General features: G+C 63.7%; 12 protein-coding genes and 2 tRNA genes. 3 read left to right on the top strand and 11 right to left on the bottom strand.

The window, feature by feature from the left end; translation table 11 throughout:
- Positions 1–39 precede the first annotated feature (39 nt).
- The gene (pgi, locus tag KHO41_RS09265) at positions 40–1,677 is read left to right on the top strand and encodes a glucose-6-phosphate isomerase (protein ID WP_211952995.1); all 1,638 of its coding nucleotides are present in this window, start codon (positions 40–42) and stop codon (positions 1,675–1,677) included.
- Here the strand turns inward: pgi and KHO41_RS09270 are convergent.
- A complete protein-coding gene (locus KHO41_RS09270) occupies positions 1,674–2,372 on the bottom strand; it encodes an ABC transporter ATP-binding protein (RefSeq protein WP_211952996.1) in 699 nt (232 codons plus the stop codon). The genes pgi and KHO41_RS09270 overlap by 4 nt on opposite strands.
- On the opposite strand from KHO41_RS09270, the gene KHO41_RS09275 reads away from it, so the two are divergent.
- On the top strand, positions 2,371–3,027 hold the full coding sequence (locus KHO41_RS09275) for an arylesterase (RefSeq protein ID WP_211952997.1): 657 nt from the start codon (positions 2,371–2,373) through the stop codon (positions 3,025–3,027). The two genes, KHO41_RS09270 and KHO41_RS09275, sit on opposite strands and share 2 nt — an antisense overlap.
- Before the next feature lie 73 nt (positions 3,028–3,100).
- Here the strand turns inward: KHO41_RS09275 and KHO41_RS09280 are convergent, their stop codons facing one another.
- From KHO41_RS09280 to mnmC, 8 genes are all read right to left on the bottom strand, one after another.
- Positions 3,101–5,050 carry a SurA N-terminal domain-containing protein gene (locus KHO41_RS09280; protein WP_211952998.1) on the bottom strand — a complete coding sequence of 650 codons (1,950 nt, stop codon included), beginning with the start codon at positions 5,048–5,050 and terminating at the stop codon, positions 3,101–3,103.
- A 195-nt stretch (positions 5,051–5,245) separates the two neighbouring features.
- A tRNA-Asp gene (locus KHO41_RS09285) sits at positions 5,246–5,322 on the bottom strand.
- A 45-nt stretch (positions 5,323–5,367) separates the two neighbouring features.
- A tRNA-Val gene (locus KHO41_RS09290) sits at positions 5,368–5,443 on the bottom strand.
- Between the two features lie 249 nt (positions 5,444–5,692).
- On the bottom strand, positions 5,693–8,104 hold the full coding sequence (gene lon / locus KHO41_RS09295) for an endopeptidase La (protein ID WP_211953078.1): 2,412 nt from the start codon (positions 8,102–8,104) through the stop codon (positions 5,693–5,695).
- A 254-nt stretch (positions 8,105–8,358) separates the two neighbouring features.
- Complete coding sequence (clpX, locus tag KHO41_RS09300; RefSeq protein WP_211952999.1) at positions 8,359–9,636, bottom strand: ATP-dependent Clp protease ATP-binding subunit ClpX; 1,278 nt, start codon at positions 9,634–9,636, stop codon at positions 8,359–8,361.
- A 225-nt stretch (positions 9,637–9,861) separates the two neighbouring features.
- Positions 9,862–10,512 (bottom strand): ATP-dependent Clp endopeptidase proteolytic subunit ClpP, encoded by a 651-nt coding sequence (gene clpP, locus KHO41_RS09305; protein WP_211948088.1) that lies wholly within the window; start codon positions 10,510–10,512, stop codon positions 9,862–9,864.
- Positions 10,513–10,602: 90 nt separating this feature from the next.
- On the bottom strand, positions 10,603–11,958 hold the full coding sequence (gene tig, locus KHO41_RS09310) for a trigger factor (RefSeq protein ID WP_211953000.1): 1,356 nt from the start codon (positions 11,956–11,958) through the stop codon (positions 10,603–10,605).
- A gap of 152 nt (positions 11,959–12,110) precedes the next feature.
- Positions 12,111–14,117 carry a bifunctional tRNA (5-methylaminomethyl-2-thiouridine)(34)-methyltransferase MnmD/FAD-dependent 5-carboxymethylaminomethyl-2-thiouridine(34) oxidoreductase MnmC gene (gene mnmC, locus KHO41_RS09315; protein WP_211953079.1) on the bottom strand — a complete coding sequence of 669 codons (2,007 nt, stop codon included), beginning with the start codon at positions 14,115–14,117 and terminating at the stop codon, positions 12,111–12,113.
- Between the two features lie 116 nt (positions 14,118–14,233).
- On the opposite strand from mnmC, the gene KHO41_RS09320 reads away from it, so the two are divergent.
- Positions 14,234–15,091: a 23S rRNA (adenine(2030)-N(6))-methyltransferase RlmJ gene (locus tag KHO41_RS09320; protein ID WP_211953001.1), complete on the top strand. Its 858-nt coding sequence runs from the start codon at positions 14,234–14,236 to the stop codon at positions 15,089–15,091.
- Here KHO41_RS09320 and KHO41_RS09325 read toward each other — a convergent pair.
- On the bottom strand, positions 15,088–15,471 hold the full coding sequence (locus KHO41_RS09325) for a VanZ family protein (protein ID WP_211953002.1): 384 nt from the start codon (positions 15,469–15,471) through the stop codon (positions 15,088–15,090). The two genes, KHO41_RS09320 and KHO41_RS09325, sit on opposite strands and share 4 nt — an antisense overlap.
- A gap of 87 nt (positions 15,472–15,558) precedes the next feature.
- Positions 15,559–16,512 (bottom strand): SOS response-associated peptidase family protein, encoded by a 954-nt coding sequence (locus KHO41_RS09330; protein ID WP_211953003.1) that lies wholly within the window; start codon positions 16,510–16,512, stop codon positions 15,559–15,561.
- Positions 16,513–16,618: the final 106 nt, after the last annotated feature.

Raw genomic sequence — 16,618 nt, forward strand, 5'->3', positions numbered from 1 at the left:
TTCCGGGCCTCGAGCTCCTGCAACGAATCAGTGCCCCGCATGCCCACGAATCTTCACGCCTGGAACGCCCTGCTGCAGCATCACGACGCCATCCGCGATCACCAGATGGCGGATTGGTTTGCCGAGAACGGCGCGGAGCGTGTCAGGCAGTTTTCGCTGGAAGCCGCCGGCCTGTACCTGGACTACTCCAAGAACCGGATCACGCCACAGACCATGCAGCTGTTGCTGCAGCTTGCCGATGAGGCCGGCGTGCCGGCGCGTCGCGATGCGATGTTTGCCGGCGAGCATATCAATGCAACAGAGGATCGCGCGGCTTTGCACGTTGCGCTTCGCGCTACCGCGGGCGCCGGCTTCAAGGTCGACGGTGTGCCTGTGATGCCGTGCATCCAGAACGTTCTCGTGCGCATGCGTGCTTTTTCGGAAGCCGTCCGCAGCGGCGCGTGGACGGGCACGACGGGCGAGCGCATCACTGATGTCGTGAACATCGGCATCGGTGGCTCCGACCTTGGTCCGAAGATGGTATGCCGCGCCCTGTCGCACCTGGCGCACGACGACGGCCATTCGGGCCCGCGCATGCATTTCGTGTCGAACGTCGACGGCACGGAGCTCGCCGAATCCCTGGAGCGACTGGATCCGCGGCGCACGCTGATGATCGTCTGCTCGAAGACCTTCACGACGCTGGAGACCATGGCCAACGCGCACAGCGCGCGGCAATGGTATCTGGACAATGGCGTGGCCGAGAACCAGCTCGCTCGGCATTTCGTCGCGGTGTCGACCAATGTGGATGCCGTGCGTGCATTCGGCATCGACCCGGCCAATATGTTCGAGTTCTGGGACTGGATCGGCGGCCGCTTTTCGCTGTGGTCGTCGGTCGGCCTGTCGATCGCGCTGGCGGTTGGCTTCAATGCCTTCGCGGACCTGCTCGCGGGCGGGCGCGCCATGGACGAGCACTTCCGCACCGCTCCGCTCGAACGCAACATGCCGGTGGTGCTCGGCATGCTCGGCATCTGGTACCGCAACTTCTTCAACCTGCCCACCAGTTGCATGGCGCCCTACTCCACGTCGCTGGAGCTGTTCCCCGCGTTCCTGCAGCAACTGGAAATGGAGAGCAACGGCAAGACGGTGCAACTCAACGGACGCCGCGTACGCACCCATACTTCACCCGTCGTGTGGGGTACCGCGGGCACCAACGGTCAGCATGCGTACTTCCAGAAGATCCACCAGGGATCGCAGATCGTACCGGTCGATTTCGTTGCCCCGCTGGTGCCGCCGCGCGAGCTGCCCGGCCATCATGCCAAGCTCCTTGCCAATTGCTTTGCGCAGGCCGAAGCGCTGATGCGCGGCCGCTCCGCCGAGGAATTGCGTGCCGCCGGCATGACCGACGAACTGCGCATCGCGCATATGGTCTTCGAGGGCAATCGCCCCAGCAATACGCTGCTGATGGAAGACCTGACGCCGCACGTGCTCGGCGCGCTGATCGCGCTGTACGAGCACAGGACCTTCGTGCAGGGCGTGGTCTGGAATATCAACTCCTTCGACCAGTGGGGCGTGGAACTGGGCAAGATCCTTGCGCGTCCGATCGAAGCCGAGCTGACCGGAGCCGAAGCTGGCCCCCACGACGCCTCTACGGCGACACTGATCGCACGCGCGCGCGGCGTGCTGGCAAGGAACGGCTAGACCTCGGTCGCCATCCATTCGTCGCTGGCCACGCGGCCGGCTTCGATGGTCAGGATTCGGTTGCAACGCGCCGCCACCGAGCGGTCATGCGTGACCAGTACCAGCGTCGAGCCGGCGTCGCGGTTGAGCTCGAACATCAAGGCGATCACCGCCTCGCCAGTGGATGTGTCGAGGCTGCCCGTGGGCTCGTCAGCAAACAGGATGTCCGGACGCGTAACGAATGCGCGGGCCAGTGCCACACGCTGCTGCTCACCGCCCGAAAGCGTGCGCGGATAGTGGTTGAGCCGGGCGGCCAGTCCGACGCGCTCCAGCATATCGACTGCCCGTTCCCTGACGCGCTCCGTTTCACCGCGCAGTTCGAGCGGCAGCATGACGTTCTCCAGCGCCGTCAGGTGCCCCACGAGCTGGAACGACTGGAACACGAAGCCTACATGCCTGCCCCGCAGCGCGGCGCGCTGGTCCTCATCCAGCGCAAAAAGGTCCTGGCCCATGAGGCGCACCGCGCCATTCGTCGGCAGGTCCAGCCCCGCCAGCAAGCCGAGCAGCGTGGATTTTCCCGAACCCGATGCGCCCACGATCGCGAGCGTTTCGCCGGCCGTGACGGAAAACGTGACGTCGTGCAGAATCGTCAACGAACCGGTCGTATCGGCAACGGTCTTTCCCAATGACTCGACGTCGAGGATGGAAGAGGACATGAACAGTTGGATCCGAAGCAGTTGGCACAAGGCGGCACTGGCCGCATGCATGGCCTTCATGGTGACGGCGGCAGGTGCCGCCGCGCAAGCGGCACCTGCCGTACTGGTACTTGGCGACAGCCTGTCGGCCGAGTACGGCATTGCACGCGGCTCTGGCTGGGTCAGCCTGCTGCAGCAGCGCTTGCAGAAAGAGCGTCTCGATTATAGCGTCGTCAACGCAAGCATCAGCGGCGAGACCACGATCGGCGGCAAGACGCGATTGCCCGACTTGCTGGCACGGCATCGGCCGGCCGTGGTGATCGTGGAACTGGGCGCCAATGACGCCTTGCGCGGCCTCTCGCTCCAGGTGACCGAATCGAATTTGCGTACGATCGTTGGCGGTGCCCAGAAAGCCGGCGCGCGCGTGCTGCTGATCGGCATGCGTATCCCGCCTAACTATGGCCAGGACTACACCGAAAAGTTCTTCGCGCTCTATCCACGGCTGGCACAGGAATTCAAGGCGCCGTTGGTACCGTTCTTCCTCGACAAGGTCATCACACGCCAGGACTGGTTCCAGCCCGATCGGATCCATCCAACAGCCGACGCGCAGCCCGCCCTGCTGGACACCGTGTGGCCTCAGCTCAAGCCCTTGCTGCGGACCGGCGGCAAAGGCTGACAGCACCGCCCACCGCACCAAAAGAAAAAGCCCCCTGCGGAATTCGCAGAGGGCTTTGTCATTGCATCAAGCGTTATTGCGCGGCCGCTTCGCTGCCCGCCCCGGAGTCAGCCGTGGCAACCGGCTTCAGGATCTTGACCTTCGAGCGCGCCTTCAGGCTCTCGTAGTACGCACCAAGCTCGGTCTGGCCGGCCAGTTGCGAGAGCTGTTGCGCCTCTGCCTGGCGCTGACCCTCATTGGCCTGCTGCGGCTGCGAAATTTTGGTGATGCGGTAGACCGCATAGCCTTTGGCACCCAGGTCCACGCCGACGACCGCGGGAAGCTTCGAGGTATCGGCCCGCATGATGGCTTCCACGGCCTTGGGCTCCATGCCTTCAGCCTTGGCACGCGACACCATCGTGACGGCGCCGAAGCCCTGCGCGCTGTCGCTCTTCTTCAGGGCTTCCACGCGTGCCTCGCCATCCTTGCGAGCGAGTTCCGCGGCCTGCTGGGCGATATAGCCTTCGCGGACCTTGGCCTCGACTTCCTCGAACTTGCGCACGGTCGCCGGGCGGTAGTCCACGATGCGGGCCGCGACCAGCGTGGTCGGACCGACCTGGACAGCCTCCGTGTTGCGTTTGTTCTTGATGGCATCATCGCTGAACAGCGCCTTAAGGACCTTCTCATTGTTGAGCGGGTTGTTCTGGCCCAGCGCCGGATTCGGCTGGCGCGTCACGTTGTCCGCGGTCTGGATCGTCAGCTTGAACTTGTCGCCAGCAGGCTTCAGGCTATCGGCTTGCTCGTACACCATGTTGCCGAATGCATCGGCATCTTCGGCGTACTTCTTGGCGGCGAACTGCTTGCGCAGTTCGGCCTCAAGCTCGGGCCGCACGGCGTCCAGCGGTTTGGTTTCGGACGGCTTGATGCCCGTCAGCTTGATGATGTGATAGCCGTAGTCGGTTTCGACCACGTCGCTGATCTGGCCGTCCTTGAGCGCGTACATCGCATCTTCGAATGGCTTCACCAGTGCGCCATGCCCCATGAAGCCGAGGTCGCCGCCCTTCTCCGCCGAGCCCGGGTCTTGCGACTGCTTGCGCGCCACGTCGGCAAACGTATCCGGGTGCTTGCGCAGCTCTTCCAGCAGCTTTGCGGCCTTGTCCTTGGCCGCCTGACGCGCCGCCGCGGGCCCGTCCTTGGACGCCGCGATCAGGATATGGCTCGCGCGGCGCTGCTCTTCCGTGCGGAAGCGCGCGATATTGCTGTCGTAGTAGGACTTCAGTTCTTCGGGAGTGACCGCCTGGCTTGCTGCCAGTGCATCGCCGGACAGCACGACGTATTCCACCTTGGCCTGCTCGGGCACGGAGAACGCGGACTGGTGGCTTTCGTAGTACGCCTTGAGCGCTGCGGCATCAGGCTGCACCTTGGACGCGTAGTCAGCCGGCTTCAACAGCAGTGCCTGAACGTCGCGCTGCTGGTCGCGCACGGCAATCAGGCGATCCAGCAGAGACTTGGGCACGAAGGCCGTGCCGGCGATCGAGGTGCCCAGTTGCTGTGTGGCGAGGTCAAAGCGCATGCGCGCATCGAACTGCTCGGGCGTCATGCCCTGCGCTGCCAGCAGTTGCACATAGGCCTTGTCGTCGACCGAACCGTCCTGCTTGCGCGGCAGTTGCGCAATCGCCGGCATGCTGTTGATTGCCTCGTACAGGCGTGCGTTCGACACCGTCAGATGTTCGCGCGCCACCTCATTGGCCACCACGCGTTGCAGGATCAGCTGATCCGTCACGTTCTTGCGCAGCGCCGGGCCCTCGAACTGGCGCGGATCGTAGCTGGCGCCGAGCATCTGGCGCATGCGCTCGCTTTGTTCACGCACCACGTTGTCCACTTCCTGCACCGTGATTGCGCGGCCGTCGACCTTCGCGACATCGTGCGAGCTGTCCATGAAGCGCGAATAGCTCTCCACGCCGAAGAATACGAACGACGGAAAGACAAGCACCAGCAGCAGCAAAAGCATCAAGCGCCGGTTGTTGCGTACGAAATCAAGCATGCGGACTCAGGTAAGAGGGTTGGCACGAAGTCAAACTCCGCGATTCTAGCAGGAGCCGGGCGCTGCACCGCCAATTGGCGGCCAAGGGCCGTGCCGGAGAAGCTGTAGGCCAAATGCCATTCGTGGCCTCGCAGACATCGCTTGCGCCCAAAACAAAAATGCCCGCATCAGCGGGCATTTTGGCACTACATGATCTGGCGGAGTGGACGGGACTCGAACCCGCGACCCCCGGCGTGACAGGCCGGTATTCTAACCGACTGAACTACCACTCCTTTGTCGGTTCCCTGAGAGACTTGTGCCCATGTACGGTGGCTTAGTGGTGGGTGCTGAGGGGTTCGAACCCCCGACCTACGCCTTGTAAGGGCGCCGCTCTACCAACTGAGCTAAGCACCCACTAGACCATCGCAGGCATGGCAGCCCGCAGGGTAATTCTCGCTTCGCACGACCCGGCGGTTACTGCTTGGTTGCCGCTGTTTGCGTTGCGAGGCCGCGATTGTAATACGAGAGTTTTCGATTTGCCAAGTACTGATCGCAATAATCTCAACAATCGCGCCGAAGCCGCTGTGAGCTTCTCCCATCACGGCAAAAAAAACGCCGCGGATGCAACTCCGCGGCGTTTTTAACTGCTGTACAGCAGATGGATCAGTGGTGGATCATCTCGACCTTGGACGCCGCCTTGTCCGCCACTTCGGCAGGCTTGGCGTCTTCCTCGGGCAGCGGCTCGGGCTTGCGCTCGAGTGCCAGCTCCAGCACCTTGTCGATCCAGCGGACCGGCACGATCTCGATGGCGTTCTTCACGTTGTCAGGAATCTCTGCGAGATCCTTCACGTTCTCCTCAGGGATCAGCACCAGCTTGATACCGCCACGGTGGGCAGCCAGCAGCTTCTCCTTGAGGCCACCGATCGGCAGCACCTCACCACGCAGCGTAATCTCGCCGGTCATGGCGACATCCGCGCGCACCGGAATACCGGTCAGCACCGATACCAGCGCGGTCGTCATGGCACCACCAGCCGACGGACCGTCCTTGGGTGTCGCACCTTCGGGCACGTGGATGTGGATGTCGCGCTTCTCGAACATCTCATCCGTGATGCCCAGCCGACGCGCCCGCGAACGCACCACCGAGCGAGCGGCCTCGACCGACTCCTTCATCACGTCGCCCAGCGAACCGGTGCGCGTGATGTTGCCCTTCCCCGGCATGATCGCGGCTTCGATGGTCAGCAGATCGCCACCCACTTCCGTCCACGCCAGACCGGTCACCTGGCCGACCTGGTTTTCCTTGCCAGCCAGGCCGAAGTCGTACTTGCGCACGCCCAGGAACTTGTCGAGGTTCTCCGAATCGACCTTGATCGTGCCCGACTCCTTCTTCAGCAGCAGGAGCTTGACCGCCTTGCGAGCAATCTTGGACACCTCGCGCTCGAGCGAACGCACACCGGCTTCACGCGTGTAGTAGCGAATGATGTCGCGAATCGCAGCATCGGTGACCTCGATCTCGCCAGCCTTCAGACCGTTGTTCTTGATCTGCTTGGGCAGCAGGTATCGCGTCGCGATGTTGAGCTTCTCCTCTTCGGTGTAACCCGAGAGGCGGATCACCTCCATGCGGTCCAGCAGCGGCGGCGGGATGTTCAGCGAGTTCGACGTCGCCACGAACATCACGTCGGACAGGTCGAAGTCCACTTCGATGTAGTGGTCCTGGAACGTGTGGTTCTGTTCCGGGTCCAGCACCTCGAGCAGTGCCGATGACGGATCGCCGCGGAAATCCTGGCCCATCTTGTCGATCTCGTCGAGCAGGAAGAGCGGATTGCGCACACCGACCTTCGACAGGCTCTGCAGGATCTTGCCCGGCATCGAACCGATGTAGGTACGGCGGTGACCGCGGATCTCGGCCTCGTCACGCACGCCGCCGAGTGCCATGCGCACGAACTTGCGGTTCGTGGCGCGCGCCACCGACTGGCCGAGCGAGGTCTTGCCCACGCCGGGAGGCCCGACCAGGCACAGGATCGGCGCCTTGACCTTGTCCACGCGCTGTTGCACGGCAAGATACTCAAGGATGCGTTCCTTGACCTTCTCGAGACCGTAGTGGTCTTCATCGAGCACGCGCTCGGCGTTGGCCAGGTCGTTGTTGACCTTGCTCTTCTTGCGCCACGGCAGGTTCACCAGCGTGTCGATGTAGTTGCGCACGACGGTGGCTTCCGCCGACATCGGCGACATCAGCTTGAGCTTCTTGAATTCGGCGTCGGCCTTCTTCTTGGCTTCCTTCGGCATGCGCGCAGCCTTGATGCGCTTGTCGAGTTCTTCCAGGTCGGCGCCTTCTTCGCCTTCGCCGAGCTCCTTCTGGATCGCCTTGACCTGTTCGTTCAGGTAGTACTCGCGCTGGCTCTTTTCCATCTGGCGCTTGACGCGGCCACGGATGCGCTTTTCAACCTGCAGGATGTCGATCTCGCCCTCGAGCTGCGACAGCAGGCTTTCCAGGCGCTCGGTCACATTGACCATCTCCAGGATCTTCTGCTTCTGCTCGAGCTTGATCGGCAGGTGCGCGGCGATCGTGTCAGCCAGGCGGCCTGCCTCGTCGATACCCGACAGCGAGGTCAGGATCTCCGGCGGGATCTTCTTGTTGAGCTTCACGTACTGGTCGAACTGCGACACGATCGCGCGGCGCAGGGCCTCGGTCTCGGCGCTTTCAACCGCTGCGGGCGGCACGGGAACGGCTTCGCACATGAAGTGCGATTCGTCCTCGCTGACCTCGCGGATGTTTGCACGCTGCGTGCCTTCCACCAGCACCTTCACGGTACCGTCGGGCAGCTTCAGCATCTGCAGAATGTTGGCGATGCACCCGACCTCATACAGGTCGTCGGCGGTCGGTTCGTCTTTGGCGGCAGTCTTCTGCGCCACGAGCATGATGCTCTTGCCCGACTCCATCGCAGTCTCAAGCGCCTTGATGGACTTCGGACGTCCCACGAACAACGGGATCACCATGTGCGGAAACACCACCACGTCGCGCAGCGGCAACAGTGGGAGGCGAATCGGCTCGGCCGGGAGGAGTTGTGTTCCGGACATCATTTTCCCCAAGTCAGTCATTTAAGGCGTAAATTGGGCCGCCCAAATCGATTACAAGATACCGAGACGAAACCGATTTGGATTGACAGGCTGATGCCGCATCCTGCACTTGCAGGCCCCTCTGGAACAGCATACCCGCGTTTCCTCCTCTTCGTCGGTGGAAATAAACAAAAAAAGCCGCTCGCTTCTACGCGAACGGCCTTGTGGCTCGCTGTCGTGGGTTCCTGACCACTTCACCCTGGACAGCCCTCGCGTCAGTTGGAGCCTGACACCTTCGGCTGCTGCTCCTCGTACATCAGCAGCGGCGGTGCATCCCCGGTGATGGTGCTCTCGTCGATGACCACTTTCTGCACGCCCTTGTAGTTCGGCAGGTCGTACATGACGTCCATCAGCGACTGCTCGAGGATCGAACGCAATCCACGCGCACCGGTCTTGCGGCGGATCGCCTTGCGCGCGATCGCCGACAGTGCCGCAGGGCGGATTTCCAGTTCCACGCCTTCCATCGCCAGCAGCTTCTGGTACTGCTTGACCAGCGCGTTCTTTGGCTCGACCAGGATCTGCATCAGCGCGGCCTCGTCGAGCTTGGCCAGCGTAGCCACAACCGGCAGGCGGCCGATCAGTTCGGGAATCAGGCCGAACTTGATCAGGTCTTCCGGTTCGGTCTGCGGCAGCACTTCGCTGACTTCGCGCTCTTCCTTGCTCTGCACCTGCGCAGCAAAACCGATACCAGTCTTGTCCGAGCGCTGCATGATGACCTTCTCCAGGCCATCGAACGCACCACCGCAGATGAACAGGATGTTCGTGGTGTCGACCTGCAGGAAGTCCTGGTTCGGGTGCTTGCGACCACCTTGCGGCGGCACCGAAGCCATGGTGCCTTCGATCAGCTTGAGCAGTGCCTGCTGGACGCCCTCGCCCGAGACATCGCGCGTGATCGACGGGTTGTCCGACTTGCGCGAGATCTTGTCGATTTCGTCGATGTAGACAATACCGCGCTGCGCCTTCTCGACCTCGTAATTGCAGTTCTGCAGCAGCTTCTGGATGATGTTCTCGACATCCTCGCCGACATAGCCGGCCTCGGTCAGCGTGGTCGCGTCCGCAATCACGAACGGCACGTTGAGCAGGCGCGCCAGCGTCTGGGCCAGCAGCGTCTTGCCCGAACCGGTCGGGCCGATCAGCAGGATGTTGCTCTTCGAGAGCTCGACGTCGTCCTTCTTGCCGAGGTGCTTGAGGCGCTTGTAATGGTTGTACACCGCCACGGCCAGAATCTTCTTGGCCTGCTCCTGCCCGATCACATACTGGTCCAGGCTTTCGCGGATCTCATGCGGCGTGGGCAGGTCGGAACGGGTGGCCGCAGCCGCATCCTTCTCGGACGCCGTAGCTTCGTCGCGGATGATTTCGTTGCACAGGTCGATGCATTCGTCGCAGATGAACACCGACGGGCCGGCAATCAGCTTCTTCACTTCATGCTGGCTTTTGCCGCAGAAGGAGCAGTAGAGAAGCTTTTCGCTGGATGAACCTTTTTTTTCCGCCATAGGAATCAGTCACTTAGCAGTGTGCGCACTGCGGTACAGGGAGCGCCGCAGGAGTACGCTTCTAACGCATCATACGCCAAAACAATTTGCCCAACCGGCGGGGGTTATCCCGGCCTGTGGGTCAAATGCAAAAAACGAGGCACAAGGCCTCGTTCCGGTGTAGCCTGTGCCGTTTGGCCAGCCGACGTGCCGCCGCGCACAACCTTGCCGCAGCGGCCCGCAGCATCAGCCGCGGCGGGCAATAACCTTGTCGATCAGGCCGTAGTCCACTGCCTGGTCGCCGCTCATGAAGTTGTCGCGATCGGTATCGCGTGCAATCTTCTCGACCGGTTGGCCGGTCACCTCGGACAGGATGCTGTTCAGGCGCTCGCGCAGGTACAGGATCTCGCGTGCCTGGATCTCGATATCGGACGCCTGGCCACGCGCGCCGCCGAGCGGCTGGTGGATCATGATGCGCGAGTTCGGCAGCGCCGAGCGCTTGCCCTTGGCACCGGCCGCGAGCAGGAACGCGCCCATGCTTGCCGCCATGCCCATGCACAGCGTCTGCACATCGGGCTTGACGAACTGCATCGTGTCGTAGATCGCCAGACCCGCCGAAACCGAACCGCCCGGCGAGTTGATGTACAGCGAAATATCCTTGTCCGGGTTCTCGCTTTCCAGGAACAGCAACTGCGCCACCACCAGGTTGGCGGTCTGGTCATTGACCTCGCCAACCAGGAACACCACACGCTCCTTCAGCAGGCGCGAATAGATGTCGTAGGCACGCTCGCCCCGGCCGGACTGCTCGACGACCATCGGCACCAGCCCCAGACCCTGGGTTTCCAGCGCCGAAGCCTGCGTGGTGGCGAGACGGTCAAGCAAATCATTGCGGGTCATGCAAGTTCTCCAGGATATCGTTGGATGGCAAGGAACGCCGGGCTTCACATCCCCGCGCCGTAGCGCGGGGATTGCGGATCATGCCGGACCTCAGGCTTGCTGTGCGTTGCCTTCGGCGGTCAGTTCCTCGAAGGACACCGACTTGTCGGTGACCTTGGCCTTGTCGCACACGAAATTTACCACGTTGTTTTCGAGCACGTAGGCTTCCATCTCGGCCAGGCGCTGCTGGTCGCCGTAGTACCAGCGCATGACTTCCTTCGGGTCTTCGTAGCTCTTGGCGAAGTCCTCGATCTCGGCCTTGATCTGGTCAGCCTTGGCTTCCAGGCCGTGGGCCTTGACGATCTCGGCCAGGATCAGGCCCAGCTTGACGCGGCGCTCGGCCTGCTGCGCGAACATCTCGGCCGGAATCGGCATGTCCTTGGCGTTCGGCATGCCACGCTGTTCCAGGTCGCGACGGGCCATTTCCACCAGGCGCTCCTGGTCCTGTTCGATCAGGGCCTTCGGCACGTCCAGTTCGCTCACCTTCAGCAGCGCTTCCATGACCTGGTCCTTCAGCATGGAATGCGTGCGGCGCTTCACTTCGCGCTCGAGGTTTTCACGGATGTCAGCGCGCATCTTGTCGACGTTGCCGTCGGCGATGCCCAGCGACTTCGCGAACGCGTCGTTCACTTCCGGCAGGTGCGCCCACTCGATCTTCTTCAGCGTGACGGTGAACTCGGCGGTCTTGCCGGCCACGTCCTTGCCGTGATAGTCGGCCGGGAACGACAGCGGGAAGCTCTTGCTCTCGCCGACCTTCAGGCCCAGCGTGGCAGCTTCGAACTCGGGCAGCATGCGGCCTTCGCCGAGCACGAACGGGAAGTCCTCGGCCTTGCCGCCGGCGAATTCCACGCCTTCGATCTTGCCAACGAAGTCCAGCGTCACGCGGTCGCCGTTCTGGGCCGTCACATCGCCGCCACCGTCACCGTGCTCGCCGGCTTCGCCGCGCACGTGGTAATGCACGCGCTGCTTGCGCAGGATGTCGATGGTCTTGTCGATCTCGGCGTCGGTAATCTCGGTCTTGGTGCGGGTCACTTCCGCGCCCGTCAGGTCGCCCAGCTTGACTTCCGGGTACACCTCGAAGGTGGCGTCGAACGCGACTTCGTCCTCGCCCACGCCGTCGGTCTTGATCTCGAACTTCGGCTGGCCTGCAACCTTGACGTCCTGTTCCTTGGTGATGTCGAAGAACTTGCGGGCAGCCTTGTCGAAGCGCACTTCGAATTCGACTTGCTGGCCGTATTGCTTCTCGACCATCTTCATCGGCACCTTGCCCGGACGGAAGCCCGACATCTTCACCGTCTTCGACAGTCGAACCAGGCGGTCCTGCTTTTCCTTTTCGACTTCGGCCTTGGGAATGGCCAGGGTCACCTTGCGGTCCAGTTTGCCGAGGTTTTCAATGACGTTCGACATGGTCGTGATCCAATCCAGAAATGTAGTTGTGTTCGTAGCGCAATCGCTTGCGCGCCGGCCAGTCCGGCGCTGGCGCGTGCCCGCGAATTGCAAGCCCCGCGCAAACGGAAAACGAGCATTATCGCACGGTTTGCGTCCGGTTCCGGCAGTTTTTACCCTGACAGGCCGCCAGAATGCACTTCTTCGCGGCCGACCTGCCCATGACGCAGTGCACGCAGCAGCAGGCGCGCGGGGTCGACGGCGTCCGCAAGATCGGCTTCGAGCGGCAGTGGGTCGCCTTCAATCTGGCTTGCCAGCAACTCCGCGCCCAATGTGGCCCATGTGAGGCCTCGCGACGCATATGCAAGAGCCGCGTAAAGCCCTGGCATGCGCGGAATGTCGCGCAAGTGCGCTCCACGCAGTGCCGCGGCCGCCGCTATCGCCGCCGCCTCGTCCGGCATCTGGCCAATCAGCGGCAAGCGGTTGTGTGACACCGTGCGCACGCCGACATATCCGCTCATCGCTGCGGCATCGAGGCTGCCGACCGCCGCAGCAGCCTGCGGCAACAGCCCGACCAGGCGATCAAGGTTCGCCGCATGCACTTCGGTTCGCGCGACCAGCGGTCCATCGTCGGCTTCGTAGCTCGACCCCACCCGCGCGCTACCCTCTTCCGACACCGGCAGCAGGTATCCCGCACCGGTCACCACGCAATCCGGCCATGATCCGAGCGCGGTCACCTGCTCTGGCGCGAGCGTGGTGAGCTGGCCGCGCACGCGTCGCACCACCTGGTGCCGCATCGGCGCCAGCCGCGGCGCTTCGTGGGCATTGGCCAGCACCAGAATGGGCGCCGACGCGAGGACGGCACCATCTTCGTCGATAGCCTCCCATTCGTCGTCGCGGCGACGAATACGCTCTACTCGCGTGCCAAACCTCGCCTGCACGGCATCGCCCGCGCGGCGCAGCTGAGCACTGCAGATATCGGGCGGTGCAACCCAGCCGCCCTGCGGAAACCACAGCCCTCCGCGCGGCACCCCGGCGCCGTGTTGCGATGCCGCCTCCTCCGGCGACATCCAGCGCACGAAGGACTCCGGCAGACCGAGTGCTTCGAGCGCAGCGCGCTGCGCTTCGGCTTCTGCGTCGTTTTCGCCGATCTGCAGCACGCCGCAGCCATGCCACCCCACCGGTTGACCCGCACCAGCAAGCGCGGCCCAGGCACGCAGCGCGTATTGGTTGCCAGCGCGCGACAGCCGGGACAGCAGGCTGTCGTCGGACGAGATATGCGCATGCATCGCGGCCGCACGATGGGACGACGTTTGCCGCGCCGGGCCGTCATGTACGTCGAACAACGTCACCTGCCAGCCACGCGAGGCCAGGCGTTCCGTCACGGCACAGCCCGCAAGCCCCGCTCCAATCACGATAGCGTGTCGCACCTTCCAGTCTGGCGCAGGAGTCGGCGCATGCCGCCGCGACTTCCATACCGGGCAAAACGTCGCAACGGTCATGTCCCGCTTGCCGCCGAAGCCCGGCGCCTTGCGCGCGTCGAAACCCGCCTGCTGCAGACCCCGGCGCACGAAGCCCGCTGCCGTATAGGTCGCCAGCGTGGCTCCCGGCCGAGCGAGCCGCGCGAGGCCCCGAAACACCAACGGCGACCACATGTCCGCATTGCGCGACGGAGAAAATCCATCCAGGTAGAACGCATCCGCGCCGGCCACCAGCTTGGGCAGCACTGCCTCGATATCGCCGAGCGCCAGTGTCAGCGTCACTCCGCCATCCTCGAACGCAAGCCGGTGCAGGCCGGGCAGCGCGTCCGGCCAGGCCGCCTGCAGTTGCTGCGCGAGCGGTAACAGATCCGCGAGCCCGGCATGCAGTTGTGCCAGACCCTCGCGCGTGAACGGATGTTTTTCGATCGAGACGAAGTGCAGCCGGCGACAGCGCTGCGGATCATTGCGCCACGCCTGCCACGTCGCGAGGAAGTTGAGCCCTTGCCCGAATCCGGTCTCGACGATCACGAACTGATCGCGCCCCGCCCAGGCTTGCGGCAATCCATTGCCACTCAGAAATACGTGATGCGCCTGCGCCAGGCCGCCTTCCGTGCTGTGGTAGACGTCGTCGTAGCGAGGGGAATACGGAGTGCCTTCGGCAGACAGGATAGGCTCGGCGGGCTCGAGTGCGCGCGACATGGGCAGGACAGGAAACTGGAATGCAGTCAGGGGGCGACTGGCGGCGGATGGTAGCATAGCGCCCCATCCTGCAATCCGGCCCGGCCGCACCGGCCGCCGCCCCGCGCTGATCCGCCATGCTGTCCTATCGCCACGCTTTCCATGCCGGCAACCATGCCGATGTCCTCAAGCACGCCGTCGTCGTGCAGTTGCTCGAGCACCTGACCCAAAAGGACAAGCCGTTCTGGTACATCGACACGCACGCGGGCGCCGGCCTCTACGCGCTGGATCACGCCTACGCGCAGAAGAAATCGGAGTTCGAGACCGGCATCGGCCCGCTCTGGCGCGCCGCCGCCTCCGGCACCGCGCTGGGACCGATGCTAGACGAGTACCTGGACCAGGTGCGCGCACTGAATCCGGACGGACAACTGCGCCACTACCCGGGCTCGCCATGGCTGGCCTGGCAAATGCTCCGCGACCAGGACCGCCTGCGCCTGTTCGAACTGCACAGCACCGAAATCCAGGTGCTGCGCGACAACTTCCGCGGTGCCGGCCGAAAAGTCATGCTGTATGACGGCGACGGCTTCGGCGGCATCAAGGCGATCCTGCCGCCCGCGCCGCGCCGCGCGCTGGTGCTGATCGACCCGTCCTATGAAGACAAGCAGGACTACGCGCGCACATTGCAGACGCTCCAGGATGGGCTGCAGCGCTTTGCCACCGGCGTCTATGCGATCTGGTACCCGCAGGTGCAGCGTCGCGAATCCGTGCAGTTGCCGGTGCAGCTCAAGAACCTGCCGCTCAAGAGCTGGCTGCATGTCAGCCTGACGGTCAAGCACCCGGTTGCCGGCGGACTCGGGCTGCACGGTAGCGGAATGTTCATCGTCAATCCGCCGTGGCGCCTCAAGGAATCGCTGCAGCAAGCCATGCCGGTGCTCAAGGAACTGCTGGCGCAGGACAACGGCGCCGACTTCGTGCTCGAAGCCCAGGAAGACTAACTGCGCGAAGCCCCGGCACGCTGCCCGCCGGCTCGGGAAAACAGCCAGTCCAGCGCCATGGCAGCCAGCAATCCGATGGAATCGGCCAGCACATCCATCGGATCCGCGTCGCGATACGACGTCATTCCCTGCAGCAGTTCGATCAGGACGCCATATCCGACCAGAGCCAGCACCACCCACGTACGCTGGCGCGCATAAGCCCGCCTGCCGAGCCAGCCCAGCACCAGGAACGCCAGCACGTGGTTGGCCTTGTCCCACCCGGTGGTCGGGAGAGGCTGAGTGGGCGGCAACAGGGCCAGCACCAGCACTGCGATCAGGCAAGGCCAGAACAGCAAGCGCCAGCGCCGTGGCGCTTGCAGGAACGCTGCGTGGGAAATCATGGGGGATGGCGTACGTGTTTCGAACAATCCCCGCATACTAACGGGTCGCCGCGCTATTGCGCCGGCACTACGCGGTCAGGGACACGCTCAGGCGGCCAGCTTGCAGTCGAAATACAGCGGCTCGCGATCGTCCAGGATGGCCTGCATGGCGGCCAGGTCCGCGGCTTCGGGATTGAGCCAGGCATCGACATGCTCGGGACGAAGCGGAATGATGCAGCGGTCGTGGCCGGCAGCCGCCACTTCCGGCGGCGGTTCGTCGGTGATAGCCGCGAACGAGTACAGGTCTTGCTCCCCCTCTCCACCCGGACTCACCGACCACAGGCACGCCACCAGCATGTCCTGCGGCGGGCGCGGCTGAAATGCCAGGATAACGCTCTCCTCGGCCTCGCCAGGCAGCAGCGCGCGGCGCTCGGCCTTGTGGCGCGGCACATGCTCATAGAAGGCGGTGATCACCATCACCCCGTGACGATGCCCGAACAGTGCGCGCCACGCGCGCTCCAGGTTGTCGCGCCGCGCATTGTAGGTACCGGGCCGCTTGCGCTCGTCCACCTCGGTCCAGCCTGGCAGGCGGCATTGATAGCGCATCGGGACCACCACCCTGCGCCCGCCCTGCGAGATGATCACGGGCGCGTAGTAGCCCGGAAAGACACGGCGGTCCTGATCACCCAGCCCGGAATGCTGCAGGTCGGCCAGATTCTGCTGGGCCCTGGCAATCTTGTCGGTGGCGATGCGACGGTCGGCCTCGGCCTTCTTGGTCGACCGCGTGGCCAGTGTCCGCTCGGCCTCGGCAAGACGGCCGCGTTGCTGGAAGATCTCGGCTTCGAACCGGTTGGCCTGCTCCTTGTCGCCATCACTCACGATCGCGGCGTTCGATTCCGCCGACTCGGCGAACGCCTTGCGCAGCGCCCTCGGAATGCGCTGCCAGCCGCCAGTCCGTCGCTGGTGCCAGAACAATTCCACGAAACGTTCGATGCTGATCGACGCCCCGTATTCGCGCTCGAACCTGCGGAACTCCGCCTGGATCTGGGAGGAATAGCACATGGGCAATGTCCTTTTGCCGGGCGCTGGTGGCGCTCGCTCAGGATCATTCTAAGCCGGTAAGCGGAGGCGTCGGGAAAGGCGGCAATCTGGACGGCCGGACGAAAAA

The organism is Cupriavidus numazuensis, assembly GCF_905397435.1.
Classification (GTDB): domain Bacteria; phylum Pseudomonadota; class Gammaproteobacteria; order Burkholderiales; family Burkholderiaceae; genus Cupriavidus; species Cupriavidus numazuensis.